Consider the following 12,976-nt stretch of genomic DNA (forward strand, 5'->3'; position numbering starts at 1 on the left):
GCCGGCGCGGGCGGTCAGGGCAGGATCGCGAGGGCGCTCGACCAGTTCAGGCCGAGCCGTTCCTGCGACGCCATGTGCAGGAACTGGAAGCCCTCCAGCTCGCGCGCCCGGCGCAGCGGCCCCACGTCCAGGGGGCGCAGCCCCGCCGAGGAGACGAGCTCCGAGACGGACCGCTTCGCGTCGTCGTCGTCCCCCGCGACGAACACGTCCAGCGGCCGGCCGGCCACCTCACCGGCGACCAGCGGCCCGGCGAAGGTGGTTTTGAAGGCCTTGACCACCCGGGCCCCGGGCGCGGCGGCGGCGATCTGCTCGGCGGCCGAGGTGCCGGGTTCCACGACCAGCGAGTCGAACGTGGAGAAGTCCACCGGGTTGGAGATGTCGACGACGACCTTCCCCGCCAGCGCCCCGGCCCACGCGGCGGCGGGCGCTGAGTCGGAGGCCCGGCCGCCTGACCCCGTGATGGGGTGTCCGCACGCGCCTGCGCAGCCGATCGCCGTCCACGGCTCACTTGTTCTGGCCGTCGTCGTCATCGTCGAGGCCGGGTGTGCCAAATCAGCGGCTTTTCGCGAGTGTTGAGGATGTCAGTCGTCATGGGCGTGGCCTCGAAGGGGCAGAACAGTTCTGCGGAATCTCTGGGCGGTCGCTTCGCACCGGCGCGGGCCGCGGCTCGGCATCGCCGTATGGCCGGCCGCAGCGAAGAAGAGGACCTGAGATATCATGTTGCAGCAGGGAACGATATCGTTTAGGTGTACTCAATCATACGTAGGGGTATCTGCCATGTCGCGTACGGTGATCGATCTCGATGACGAGGCCACTGCTGAGCTGATGGAGCTCTACAACGTCAAGAGCAAGGCCGCGGCTGTCAGGCGAGCCATAGACGAAGCGGTCAAGCTGCGTCGCCGCATGGCGTTCATGGACGCCATCGACAGCGGGGAGATCGACCTGACATACGATGCGCGGAAGGCTGGCTGATCTGTGCGCTACCTGATCGACAAGTCTGCTCTGGCCCGCCGCGCGAAGCCGGCTGTCCGGGGCGTCCTGGACCCGCTCATCCAGCGAGGCCTTCTCGCGGTGACCGGAGCGGTCGAGATGGAGATCCTCTATTCGGCGCGCAACCCGGCGGAAGCGGAAAAGCTCCGCTACTGGCTCGCTGGTTTCGACTACCTGCCTTGCCCGGACGAATGCTGGGGCCGGGCCAAGGAGATCCAGGCCCAGGCCACTCGTACGGGAAACCACCGGGCCCTGTCGATGGCGGATCTCCTGATCGCGGCCACCGCCGAGCGCCACGGGGTTCCTGTCCTGCACTACGACGAGGACTACGAGCAGATAGCCAAGCTCACCGGCCAGGCCCACGAATGGGTCGCCCCTGCCGGTACCGCCGACTGACCGTCGGGCTCTGCCGCCCTCCGAGAAGAACCGGCAGGGTTTTCGCGGTCGTGCGGCGTCAGAGTTTCCGCTCCACCGAGGCCGGACCGACGCATCCCGCCTCACCTCTCCCCCCGCCGCTGTCCGGCCGGCCCCGTCGTCGTTCCACCAGCCGTCCCCGGTCGGCCGCTGCCGCTGCTCGGCGGACGCGGGGGCCGGATCCTCGGCCGTGGCCCGGTCCGTTTCGAGGGCCTCGGCCGGGGGAGGGGTGAGCTGCTGCTCGGGGGAGGACATCGTACAAACTTCCTTTCGGCACGAGGGCGCGGAGGTGTGGCGGGAGGAGGGCGCGGCGAGCGGATACGGGGCTCAGCCCCGGCCGCGCCGGTACTCGGCCAGCGCCCCGCTCGCCCAGAGCGGTACCAGCGGGGGTATCTCGTCCGCCGGCACCCGGCCGCGCACGGAGCGCAGGCCGAGCGCGGGTCGCCGACGTGGGCCTTCTCGTGGACGAAGGTGAGGTCGGGCGTGTACTCGGCGTACATCTGCAGCTTGACGAGGCTGGGCGAGCGGCCTTGCGAACGCAGCCGGGTCTCGTAGCCGTCCGGCATCCAGTAGCCCCCGCGCTGCCACTCGTGCAGGAGGTCCAGGGCGTCGAGGTTGTCGACGCGGACCTTGACGGGCCATCCGGGATGCGCCGCGAGGATCCGCCTCAGTCCCCAGTACACGGCCCGGAGTTCGGTGACGACCACGCGCACGCGGGGTGCGGTGAGGTACTGCGGGTAGGCGTGGGCGCGCAGTCCGGTCTCGCCGGTGGCGAGGACGATCGGTGTCCGGCAGACGGCCTTGACCGCGCCGTCGAAGTGCACTCGCTGACGGCCCTTGAGGGTGGGACGGGGTGCGTGGGCGAGCGGGGAACGGCGGCCCATCGACGGACCCTCCTGTTCACGTCGGGCGGGTGGCGGACGGGGGAGGGGAACGATGTTCTGCCGGGCTGTTGTGCGGTGCCAGAACCATCTCCAGAAGCCGGTTTGACCCGAGCAAGACTTGTTCCGAGGGTGTGGGGCCGCTGAAGGACTCGGCCCGGGCGGTGCGGCCGGCCGGTCCTCACTCCCGTTCGATCAGGAACACCTGGTCGTCGCCGTCGTGTTCCGTGCAGCGCTGCACCACGGCCGCCGCGCCCGTTTCCTCCGCGCGCCCGCGGATGCCGACGCAGAGCCCGTCGTCCTGGGCCGAGTGCAACCGCCACCGGTCGCCGCCGTCTGCCCGCTCGGCGCGGAACCACTGGGATTCGCCACCCGCCCGGCAGTCGTCCCAGGGTTCGAGCGTGCCCTTGAACGCTCCGTCGTCCAGGACGGTGAGACAGCCGGGGCTGTCGAACTGCGGGTGGTGGAAGCGGATCTGGTACAGGCCGTCGGCCTCCCGGTGGAGGTGCACGCGCGGCGGAACGGCCTCCGCGCAGGGGCGCTGCACCGCGACCAGCTTGGACTCGCCGGAGCCGTCCGCGCGGACGGTCCCGTCGGTCAGGCAGAACTCGGGGGCGTGTGCCGGGCGGACGCGTGAGAAGCCGACGGCAGGGCCGGGGGTGACCGACGGGGTCGTGGACGCCTCCCCGTGCGTCGTACCGCCGGTGGGTTTCCCCTCGTCCTGCGGCAGCAGCATCACCGCGCCGACGACGAGCAGTGCCACCGTGCCGAGGGAGGCGACCGTGGCGGTCAAGGCGGTCCTGCCGCGACCGGCACCCGCCGATTCCGGTGAAGTGCCGGGCAGCTCCTGATCCGTTCCCGCGTCCCCGGCCGCCAGTCGCTCCCTGGCCGCGAGCCACGCCGGCACGTCCCGTTCGGCGCCGCACGCGCGGACCAGCGCCGCGACCACCTCCGCGCGCGGCAGCGCGTCCCGGCGCAGGACGTCGGCCAGGGTGCTGCGGGCCAGCACCTCGTCGCGTTCGGCGGCCCGTTGCTCCAGCTGACGGTAGGTCAGCCCACTGTGCTCCTTGAGCTCCCGCAGCAGGGCGACGTATTCGCGCGCCGTCCGTGCCTCCGCGGGATCCACGCCCCCCGAGACGACCATGAGGTCATTCCAGCACACCCGGCACAACGGGCAACCGGTGTCCGGCGGTTATCGGACAGCCCGGCCGCACCGTCCGCGCGCGCCGTTGACCAGGCCGGACAGGCTCCGTCTGTCCCGGACACCGCAAACCGTTGCCGGACGGCCGCCCACTGCCAAGACTCTGGTGCTGCCGCCGCACACCGGACCCACGGGGGTGGACCGGAATCCGGCGCGGCAACCCAACCAACCTGGAAGAAGGAGTCGTTCCCATGTCCACGCACGGTCTGCGTACCCGCATCGCTCCCCTCGCCCTCGCCACGGCCCTCGTCGGCGGCCTCGCCGTCACCACGACCGCGACCGCCCCGGCCGCGCACGCGGCGGGCAGCAGCTACTACCTGTACTTCAAGAAGAACACGTCCAACCCGATCAACTCCAAGCTCTGCCTGATGAAGAGCGTCGCCAACGCCAAGGACAAGGTCGTCGCCAAGTACCGCGCCGGCTCCGGCAACGGCAGCCGGGACGAGTGCGCCGTCAGCAGGGGATGGCTGCCCGGGACCACCACGAAGAACGGCAAGTACGACATCGAGTTCCACCGCACGGACTTCGACGGCATCATCAACGGCTACGTCATCAAGCTGTCCGACAAGAAGTGCAGCAAGGGCACCAAGCGCACGGAGCTGTTCGTGCACAGCGAGATGAAGCCGAACGGCAAGCAGGGCACCATCGAGTCCGAGCGCTGGGACGGCACGGGCGACTACTACTCCAACGGCTGCGTCAAGCTGAAGCCGGCCGACATCAAGGACCTCTTCGCCAAGGCCAAGCGCTACGGCTGGCCGAAGACCCTGTACGTCGTCAAGTAGACCGCGGGGAGCCCGCGTGTCAACGCGGGCTCCCCACCACCGCGAACCGCGCCCCCTCCGGGTCCGCCACCAGTGCGGCCCTGCCGTGGGCCGTGTCGTGGGCCGGGGTGAGGAGCCGGCCGCCCAGGCGGAGGACCCGGTCCACCGCGTCGTCGGTGTCGGACACCGTGAAGTACGTCGTCCAGTGCGGGCCCCGCTCCCGGGGGAGGGCGCCGCCCACGCCGTGGACGCCGGCCACGGGACGGCCGCCCAGGCGCAGGGTGACGTGGCCGGCGTCCACGGAGGGCGCCGGCTCCTCGTCGTAACCGAACACGGTCGCGTAGAACTTGGCGACACGGGCCGACTCGAACGTCGTCAGCTCGTTCCAGGCGGGGGTGCCGGGCACTCCGGTGACGGCGGTGCCCGGGCTCGCCTCCGGCTGCCAGATGCCGAAGACCGCACCGGACGGGTCGAGGCCGACCGCCAGCCGGCCGGCGTCGGCGGCGTCCAGCGGGCCCACGCCGATCGTGCCGCCGCAGGACCGCACCGCGTCGGCCGTCAGGTCCACGTCGTCGGAGGCGAAGTAGGGGGTCCAGGCGACCGGCAGATCACGGTCCGGCGGCAGCACCCCCATGCCGGCCACCTCACGCCCGTCGAGCAGGGCACGCACATAGGGGCCGAGTTGCCGGGGTCCGGGGCGGAACTCCCAGCCGAACAGCGCCCCGTAGAACTCCTCGGTGGCGTCCAGCCCGTGCACCATCAGACTCACCCAGCAGGGTGTGCCGGGCGTGTGCCGGGCGGGTACCCCGCCGTTCGGGCGGGAGTTCCCCCGTGCGTCGGTCATCGTCACTCTCTTCTCGGCCGCGTGTGTGGTGGCCGTGGTCCTCCCGCCCCTGTGGGGCGGCCGTCTCGCATCCGCCCGGCGGATCGTTCCCTCGCCGCCGCCGACACCGTATGTGCCCGATACCGTACGCCTCGTGACCGCTCCTGCTCGGCCGAGCAGAGTAGCCGGACGCGGACGACTCGGCCGGCCCGTGCGCGAGGATGGTGGCCATGAACGCCATCATCGACGCATCCGAACTCGCGAGCGCCCTGGCGGGCGCCAACCCTCCGGTGCTGCTCGACGTCCGCTGGCAGCTCAGCGTGGCCCGGGCGGCCGGTGAGCCGCCGTTCGACGGACGGGCCGCGTACCTGGCCGGGCATCTTCCCGGCGCCGTCTTCGTCGACCTGGACGAGGAACTGGCGTCCGCGCCGGGCGCGCACGGCCGCCATCCGCTGCCCGACCTCGGGGTGTTCGGGGCCGCGATGCGCCGGGCGGGGGTGTCGTCCCGGACGCCGGTGGTCGTGTACGACGGCGGCATGGGCTGGGGCGCGGCCCGCGCGTGGTGGCTGCTGCGCTGGACGGGCCACCCGGACGTGCGGGTCCTCGACGGCGGGCTGCCGTCCTGGCAGGGGCCGCTGGAGACCTCGGTGCCGGCGCCGGCCGAGGGCGACTTCTTGCCGGAGCCGGGGGAGACCGGGCTGCTGGACGCGGACGGCGCGGCCGCACTGGCGCGCTCGGGGGTGCTGCTGGACGCCCGCGCGGGGGAGCGGTACCGCGGTGAGGTGGAGCCGATCGACCGGGTCGGCGGGCACATCCCGGGCGCGGTCTCGGCGCCCACCACGGAGAACGTCGGCGCCGGCAACCGGTTCCGGCCGGCCGCCGAACTGGTCACCCGCTTCAAGGAACTGGGCGTGTCGGAGAGTTCGCCGGTCGGCGTGTACTGCGGCTCGGGCGTCTCCGGAGCGCACGAGGTGCTGGCGCTGGCGGTCGCGGGCATTCCGGCGGCGCTGTACGTGGGCTCCTGGTCGGAGTGGTCGTCCGACCCCGGGCGGCCGGTCGCGGTGGGGCCGGACCCGCAGTAGACCGGTCCGGGGCATACGAAGGGGCGCTCGCCGCACGGCGAGCGCCCCTCGCATCACGTCAACCGGCCGTGGATACGGACCGCTCGAAGGGGTTACTCCTTGTTCTTCCGCCGGGTTCCGAACACGATCTCGTCCCAGCTCGGCACCGCCGCGCGACGGCCCGGACGGACGCCGTCCGCCTCGGCCTGACGGTCGGTGGAGCCGATGAGGCGGTCCCGGTGACTGGTGACGGAACGCGGCATGAGCACATCGGCGTAGGCCGATCCGGCCGAGGCCGCGGGGGCCGGCGGCTCCTCCGCCTCGGGCTCGGGATCCGGCTCCTCGGCGGCGGTCTCGGGCGCGCGCTCGGGAACCACCAGGTCGCCCCGGAAGCTCGGCACCGCCTCCAGCAGGCTGGTCAGCGAGTCCCGTTCCCCGGACGCCGTGGCGGTCAGGGACTCCTCGTCGGGCTCGGACGCCTGCGCGGGCAGGCTCGGGCGGTCGCGGTCGCCGGGACGGTCGAGCGGGCGGTCCCGCGGCAGCCGGGCGATGCGCGGCACGAACGGGAAGCTGGGCTCGGGCGCGGCGAGGTCGTCGGACTCGCCGATCAGCGAGCGCGCCTCCTCGTCGACGGCCTGGACCAGCCGCCGGGGCGGGTCGTACGTCCAGCTCGCCGAGTGCGGTTCGCCCGCGACCAGATAGACCAGCAGCACTTCCCAGGTGCCGTCGTCGCGGCGCCAGGAGTCCCACTGGACGGTGTCCTTGTCGACGCCGCGCAGCAGGAGCCGCTCCTGTACGGCCTCGCCCAGCGGGGGGCCGGAGTTCTCACCGGGTCTGCGGACCGGCGTCTTGCGCGCCCGCTCGGCCATGAACGCGCGCTCGGCGAGGACGGGGCCCTCGAAGCGGCGTACCCGGTCCACGGGGATGCCGGCCATCTGGGCGACCTCTTCCGCGGTCGCGCCTGCTCGTATACGCGCCTGGATGTCTCGGGGGCGGAGATGGCTCTCCACCTCGATCTCGATCTGGCCGAGGCGGGGACGGTCGCCGCGCACGGCGGCCCGGAGCCGTTCGTCGATCGGAAGCGTGTACTCCGTGCTGTCCGCAGCCTTCAGCACAAGCCGTGTGCCGTCATTCGAGACGGCCACGACACGCAGTTCGGGCATGGGGACCTCCCGGGTGGTGCCTGCCGACGTCACGTGCGTCGCTGCTTCCGCTAGTCGAGTGTGGCCTGCCCGGGTGCAGCCTGCCACAACCTTGCCGAGTTGCCCGGCGTGTCGGGCGCGGGCCCTGGAACGCCGTTATGGCACGGTTACCTGTTCGCAACGCTCAGTGACAAACCGCGTCACCTTGTGCAACTAGCCCCCTCCCGGCGGTCCTCAAGGTCTCGGGCACCCTGACGGGAGACCGGACCCAGGGCTCGCAACAGTACTCCATTTGGGCCACGTGCGTGGATTGGCGCGCCGCCCTGACTTCTGGCAAGAGGTGGGACTTGGACATGGTTACCCGGTCTCCCCGATCTTGAACGTGGGGAAGTTCACGCAACCACCGGAATCGGAACGAATCCTCTACGACCCCAGAACCCTGCGCAAGTAGTCGTTGCGGAACCGGCGTTCCGGATCGAGCCGGTCCCGGAGCGCCGTGAATTCCGCGAAACGCGGATACACCCTTGAGAAGTACTCGGCGTCCCTGGTGTGGATCTTCCCCCAGTGGGGTCGCCCGTCGTGCGCGGTGAAGACGCGCTCGGCCGCCGTGAAATACCCCTGATAGGGGGTTCCCTTGAACATGTGTACGGCGATGTACGCGGTGTCCCGGCCGGAGGCCGTGGAGAGCGTGATGTCGTCGGCCGGGGCGGTGCGCACCTCGACCGGGAAACTCACCCGCAGCCGGGAGCGGTCGACCATGGCCTTCAGTTCCCGGAGCGTGTCCACGAGGGCCTCGCGTGGAATGGCGTATTCCATCTCCACGAAGCGCACCCGGCGCGGCGAGGTGAACACCTTGTAGGGAATGTCGGTGTAGGTCCGCGCGGAGAGCGCCCTGCTGGAGATCCGGGCGAGGGCCGGAATGGTCGCGGGCACCGCGCGGCCGACCCAGTTGGCCGCCTGGAACACGCCGTTGGAGAGGAACTCGTCCTCGAACCAGCCCTTGAGCTGCGGCACCGGCCGTTCCGGGCCCGCGCTGCGGTTGTTGCGCTTGGTGTTGGTGTTACCGGTGTGCGGGAACCAGTAGAACTCGAAGTGCTCGTTCTCGGCATGCAGTTGGTCGAACTCCGCGCACACCCGGTCGAAAGGCATGGGTTCCTCGCGGGCCGCCAAGAGGAAGACCGGTTCCACGGCGAAGGTGATCGCGGTGATGATCCCCAGGGCGCCGAGGCCCAGCCGGGCGGCCGCGAAGACCTCCGGGTTCTCCTCCGGCGAGCAGGTGAGCACCGAACCGTCGGCGGTGACCAGTTCCAGGCCCCGGATCTGGGCGGCGAGGGAGGCGGAGTCGCGGCCCGTGCCGTGGGTGCCGGTACTGGTGGCCCCGGAGACCGTCTGCTCCATGATGTCGCCCATGTTGGTCAGCGACAGGCCCTCCCGCGCCAGGGCCACGTTGAGCCGCTTGAGCGGGGTGCCGGCCTCCACCGTGACGGTGCCGGCCGCCCGGTCGATGTCGCGGATGCCGGTCAGCAGGTGGGGGCGGACCAGCAGGCCGTCGGTGGCGGCTATGGAGGTGAAGGAGTGCCCGGTGCCGACCGCCTTCACCGGCATGCCGTCCTCGGCGGCCCGGCGCACCGCGGCGGCCAGCTCGTCGACGGAGGCGGGCGCGACCTCCCGGGCGGGACGGGCGGAGACGGTGCCGCCCCAGTTACGCCATGTGCCGTTCCTCGCGCTCGCTGTGCTGCCCAACGGAGCCTCCCCGACCCGGAGCCGGCCGCTTGAGCCGGCGGAACCCGAGGAACCCGACCGCGACCGCGACGGCCCCGGACACCGCCGGAACCCCGTACCCGGCGCGCGCCCCGGCCGCGTCGATCACCCAGCCGGCCGCGGAGGAGCCGGTCGCGACGCCGACCGCGAGCCCGGTGCTCACCCAGGTCATGCCCTCGGTGAGCTGCGTGCGTGGTACGTGCTGTTCGATGAGGGACATCGTCGTGATCATCGTGGGTGCGATGGACAGACCCGCAACGAACAGCGCCACGGCCAGCAACGGCAGGTTCCCGACCAGTAGGAGTGGGATCATACTCACGGCCATGGCGCAAACGCCCAGCAGCCAACGACGTTCCGGCGCCCCCGCGAAGTGCAGCAGCCCGAACACGACGCCCGCCAGACACGAGCCCAGCGCGTACACGGAGAGCACCAGGCTGGCGGCCGCCTTGTGCCCCTCCTCCTCGGCGAACGCCACGGTGACCACGTCCACGGCGCCGAAGATCGCTCCCGTCGCCACGAACGTCGCGACCAGCACCTGCAGGCCCGGGGCGCGCAGCGCCGTGCCGCCGCCCCGCTGATCGCGCGGATGCGGCTCCGGCTCGGTGGCGCGCTGCGCGGTCAGCCAGAAGACACCCGCCGCCAGGAAACAGGCCGCGAGCAGCGGGCCGGCCTCCGGGAACCAGGCCGTGGACAGCCCGATGGAGATGATCGGCCCGAAGATGAAGCACATCTCGTCCACCACGGACTCGAACGAGTACGCGGTGTGCAATTTCGGGGTGCCCCGGTACAGCGCGGCCCAGCGCGCCCGGATCATCGAGCCGACGCTCGGTACGCAGCCGATGCCGGCGCACGCGACGAACAGCACCCAGTCCGGCCAGCCGTAGTGCGCGGCCAGCAGGAGCAGCGCCGCCGCGGCGAGCGACACCAGCGTGGCCGGGCGCAGCACCCGCCGCTGCCCGTACCGGTCCACCAGGCGGGAGACCTGCGGCCCCGCCACGGCGGCGGCCAGCGCGAGGGTCGCCGACAGGGCTCCGGCCAGCCCGTACCGCCCGGTGAGCTGGGAGATCATCGTCACCACGCCGATGCCCATCATGGACAGCGGCATCCGGCCGAGGAATCCCGCGGCGGAGAATGCCCTGCTGCCGGGCGCGGCGAACAGGGCGCTGTACGGGCTGGGCACGGGATCTCCCGAAGGGCTCAGTAAGGTGCGACCGCGGTCGATACAGATTACCGGCGCGTTCACCCGTTCGCACCGGTGGTGACCGCCCCTGCCCCGCGCCGAGCCGCGGCGGGGCCGCTCGCACCCCCCGCCCCGTGTCCCGGCCGCCGGTCACGGGTGGCAGGATCGGGACATGCCTGACGTGCGCGATGCCAGTCCCTACGACGCCCTGCTCCTGCTCTCTTTCGGCGGTCCCGAAGGCCCGGACGACGTGGTCCCGTTCCTGGAGAACGTGACCCGCGGGCGCGGCATCCCGACGGAGCGCCTCAAGGAGGTCGGGCAGCACTACTTCCTCTTCGGCGGGGTCAGCCCCATCAACGACCAGAACCGCGCCCTGCTGGCCGCGCTGCGCGAGGACTTCGCCGCGCACGGCCTGGACCTGCCGGTGTACTGGGGCAACCGCAACTGGGCGCCCTACCTCACCGACACCCTGCGCGAGATGGTCCGGGACGGCCGCCGCCGCGTCCTCGTCCTCGCCACCAGCGCCTACGCCTCGTACTCCGGCTGCCGCCAGTACCGCGAGAACCTCGCCGACGCCCTCGCGACCCTCGAGCAGGAGGGGCTGGAGCTGCCGAAGGTCGACAAGCTGCGGCACTACTTCAACCACCCCGGCTTCGTCGAGCCCATGGTCGACGGCGTCCTCCGGTCGCTCGCCGAGCTCCCCGAGGACGTCCGGGACGGCGCCCACATCGCCTTCTGCACCCACTCGATCCCCACCGCCGCCGCCGACACCTCCGGCCCGGCCGGGGAGCACGGCGACGGCGGCGCCTACGTCCGCCAGCACCTGGACGTCGCCCGGCTGATCGCCGACGCCGTCCGCGAGCGCACCGGCGTCGACCACCCCTGGCAGCTCGTCTACCAGTCCCGCTCCGGCGCCCCGCACATCCCCTGGCTCGAGCCCGACATCTGCGACCACCTCGAGGAGCGGCACGCGGCCGGCGTCCCGGCCGTCGTCATGGCCCCCATCGGCTTCGTCTCCGACCACATGGAGGTCATCTACGACCTCGACACCGAGGCCAAGGCCAAGGCGGAGGAGCTGGGGCTGCCGGTGCGCCGCTCGGCGACCGTCGGCGCCGACCCGCGGTTCGCCGCCGCGATCCGCGAGCTGATCGGGGAACGCGCCGCCACCGAGCGCGGTCAGGACGTCACGCCGTGCGCCCTGGGCGCGCTCGGCGCGAGCCACGACCTCTGCCCGGTGGGCTGCTGCCCGGCCCGCGCCCCCCGCCCCGCCGCAGCGGGCGCCGACAGCCCCTACGCGTGAGGAGCGCCGTGACCGACCCCCTGCACCAGGAACTGCTGGAGCTCGCCCGGGAGGCGGCCGCTCGCGCGGGCGAGCTGCTGCGGGACGGCCGCCCCGCCGACCTGGCGGTCGCCGCGACCAAGTCCAGCCCGATCGACGTCGTCACCGAGATGGACCTCGCGGCCGAGAAGCTGATCACCACGCTGATCGCCGGACGCCGCCCGGAGGACGGCTTCCTCGGCGAGGAGGGCGCCTCCACCGAGGGCAGCAGCGGCATCCGCTGGGTGATCGACCCGCTCGACGGCACCGTGAACTACCTGTACGGCCTGCCCACCTGGTCGGTCTCCATCGCCGCCGAGCAGGACGGCGAGACCGTGGCCGGGGCCGTGGTGGCGCCCATGCGCGGCGAGGCGTACCACGCGGTCCGCGGCGGCGGCGCCTGGGCCACCGGCGCCTGGGAGGGCGAACGCGAGCTGACCTGCCGTCCCTCGCCGCCGCTGGACCAGGCCCTGGTCTCGACCGGTTTCAACTACGTCGCCGAGGTCCGCGCCCACCAGGCCGAGGTGGCGCGCCACCTCGTCCCCCGGCTGCGGGACATCCGCCGCGGCGGCTCGGCCGCGGTCGACCTGTGCGACCTGGCCGCCGGCCGGCTCGACGGCTACTACGAGCGCGGGCTGCACCCCTGGGACCTCGCCGCCGGTGACCTGATCGCCCGTGAGGCGGGCGCGCTGACCGGTGGCCGCCCCGGGGACCGCCCGTCCTGGGACCTCACGGTCGCGGCCACCCCGGGCGTCTTCGAGCCGCTCCAGCGGCTCCTGGAGGACCACGGCGCCTGGCACGACTGACGGGCCCGCGGAGGCGGACGACGGACGAACAGAAGAAGCGGGCCCCGGCGCTGGATTCGCCGGGGCCCGCTTCTACTGGCCGATCAGACGCTATGCGCTGACCTCCACGCCGTGTTCGGCGGCGAGGCGACGCAGGTCGTCGAGTTCGCCCTGCTCCACGTCGACGAGGAACTCGTCGCCCTCGTCGCGGGCGCGCGACAGGTCGGACTCGGTCGCCTTTATGCGCTGCAGAAGTCCCGTGGTGAATGCGTCCATGCTGCGCCCCCTCGTCCTGGGTCGGTGGGTCGGTGGCACGGGGGTGTGCCGATCGGGAAGGGCCGATCACGTCAGAAGCAGATGCCCAGCGCCGCCCGGCCGGGCGGCGACGGTGCCGGACATCCACGCCCGCTCTGCGGAAGCGGACTGATGCGCACCGCATGGTGCTGCGGTACGTGCAGAGCGTGATCGCGGGATGTAAAACCCGTCCTCCCCAAGCTCCCTTCCGCGGAAACCTAACCGCGCGAGAAAATCTCGTATTCCCGCCCCGTTCGCCCGGACGTTTCCCGGTCCGGCACCCGCCCGCCCTTGGCCGCTCACCCCGTCTTACAGCCGACTTATGACCGAAAAGGGCAGGATGGAGGCCAACACACCCACCGGTA

At 72.1% G+C, this 12,976-nt stretch carries 13 protein-coding genes; 6 read left to right on the forward strand and 7 right to left on the reverse strand.

The annotated features are described in order from the left end of the window. Positions 1–14 precede the first annotated feature (14 nt). On the reverse strand, positions 15–530 hold the full coding sequence (locus tag CNQ36_RS29295; protein WP_228313097.1) for an NADPH-dependent F420 reductase: 516 nt from the start codon (positions 528–530) through the stop codon (positions 15–17). A 247-nt stretch (positions 531–777) separates the two neighbouring features. Here CNQ36_RS29295 and CNQ36_RS29300 point away from each other — a divergent pair, with 247 nt between their 5' ends. Beyond that, positions 778–972 carry a type II toxin-antitoxin system VapB family antitoxin gene (locus tag CNQ36_RS29300; RefSeq protein WP_121548178.1) on the forward strand — a complete coding sequence of 65 codons (195 nt, stop codon included), beginning with the start codon at positions 778–780 and terminating at the stop codon, positions 970–972. Positions 973–975: 3 nt separating this feature from the next. Then, entirely contained in the window at positions 976–1,386 is a 411-nt protein-coding gene (locus CNQ36_RS29305; RefSeq protein WP_121548179.1) for a PIN domain nuclease, read from the forward strand. Between the two features lie 1,080 nt (positions 1,387–2,466). Here CNQ36_RS29305 and CNQ36_RS29310 read toward each other — a convergent pair. Continuing rightward, complete coding sequence (locus CNQ36_RS29310) at positions 2,467–3,429, reverse strand: helix-turn-helix domain-containing protein (protein WP_228313098.1); 963 nt, start codon at positions 3,427–3,429, stop codon at positions 2,467–2,469. Positions 3,430–3,677: 248 nt separating this feature from the next. Here CNQ36_RS29310 and CNQ36_RS29315 point away from each other — a divergent pair, with 248 nt between their 5' ends. Further along, positions 3,678–4,268, forward strand: a complete 591-nt coding sequence (locus CNQ36_RS29315; RefSeq protein WP_121548181.1) for a L,D-transpeptidase family protein — start codon at positions 3,678–3,680, stop codon at positions 4,266–4,268. Positions 4,269–4,287: 19 nt separating this feature from the next. Here CNQ36_RS29315 and CNQ36_RS29320 read toward each other — a convergent pair whose 3' ends face one another. Then, a complete protein-coding gene (locus tag CNQ36_RS29320; protein ID WP_121548182.1) occupies positions 4,288–5,091 on the reverse strand; it encodes a VOC family protein in 804 nt (267 codons plus the stop codon). 209 nt (positions 5,092–5,300) lie between these two features. Here CNQ36_RS29320 and CNQ36_RS29325 point away from each other — a divergent pair, with 209 nt between their 5' ends. Beyond that, complete coding sequence (locus CNQ36_RS29325; protein ID WP_121548183.1) at positions 5,301–6,152, forward strand: sulfurtransferase; 852 nt, start codon at positions 5,301–5,303, stop codon at positions 6,150–6,152. A 92-nt stretch (positions 6,153–6,244) separates the two neighbouring features. Here the strand turns inward: CNQ36_RS29325 and sepH are convergent, their stop codons facing one another. The 3 genes from sepH to CNQ36_RS29340 form a co-directional block, all read right to left on the reverse strand. Then, positions 6,245–7,294: a septation protein SepH gene (gene sepH, locus CNQ36_RS29330; RefSeq protein WP_004924475.1), complete on the reverse strand. Its 1,050-nt coding sequence runs from the start codon at positions 7,292–7,294 to the stop codon at positions 6,245–6,247. Positions 7,295–7,696: 402 nt separating this feature from the next. Then, on the reverse strand, positions 7,697–9,016 hold the full coding sequence (locus tag CNQ36_RS29335; RefSeq protein WP_121548184.1) for a D-arabinono-1,4-lactone oxidase: 1,320 nt from the start codon (positions 9,014–9,016) through the stop codon (positions 7,697–7,699). Next, entirely contained in the window at positions 8,976–10,214 is a 1,239-nt protein-coding gene (locus CNQ36_RS29340) for an MFS transporter (RefSeq protein ID WP_121548185.1), read from the reverse strand. The genes CNQ36_RS29335 and CNQ36_RS29340 overlap by 41 nt, the downstream gene beginning before the upstream one ends. A 172-nt stretch (positions 10,215–10,386) precedes the next feature. On the opposite strand from CNQ36_RS29340, the gene CNQ36_RS29345 reads away from it, so the two are divergent. Both CNQ36_RS29345 and CNQ36_RS29350 read left to right on the forward strand, forming a co-directional pair. Then, positions 10,387–11,514 carry a ferrochelatase gene (locus CNQ36_RS29345; protein WP_121548186.1) on the forward strand — a complete coding sequence of 376 codons (1,128 nt, stop codon included), beginning with the start codon at positions 10,387–10,389 and terminating at the stop codon, positions 11,512–11,514. Positions 11,515–11,522: 8 nt separating this feature from the next. Further along, positions 11,523–12,338 carry an inositol monophosphatase family protein gene (locus tag CNQ36_RS29350; RefSeq protein ID WP_004924465.1) on the forward strand — a complete coding sequence of 272 codons (816 nt, stop codon included), beginning with the start codon at positions 11,523–11,525 and terminating at the stop codon, positions 12,336–12,338. A gap of 90 nt (positions 12,339–12,428) precedes the next feature. Here the strand turns inward: CNQ36_RS29350 and CNQ36_RS34855 are convergent, their stop codons facing one another. Beyond that, a complete protein-coding gene (locus CNQ36_RS34855) occupies positions 12,429–12,593 on the reverse strand; it encodes a hypothetical protein (protein ID WP_163013388.1) in 165 nt (54 codons plus the stop codon). Positions 12,594–12,976: the final 383 nt, after the last annotated feature.

Origin of the sequence: Streptomyces fungicidicus, assembly GCF_003665435.1 — a bacterium.
GTDB lineage: Bacteria > Actinomycetota > Actinomycetes > Streptomycetales > Streptomycetaceae > Streptomyces > Streptomyces fungicidicus.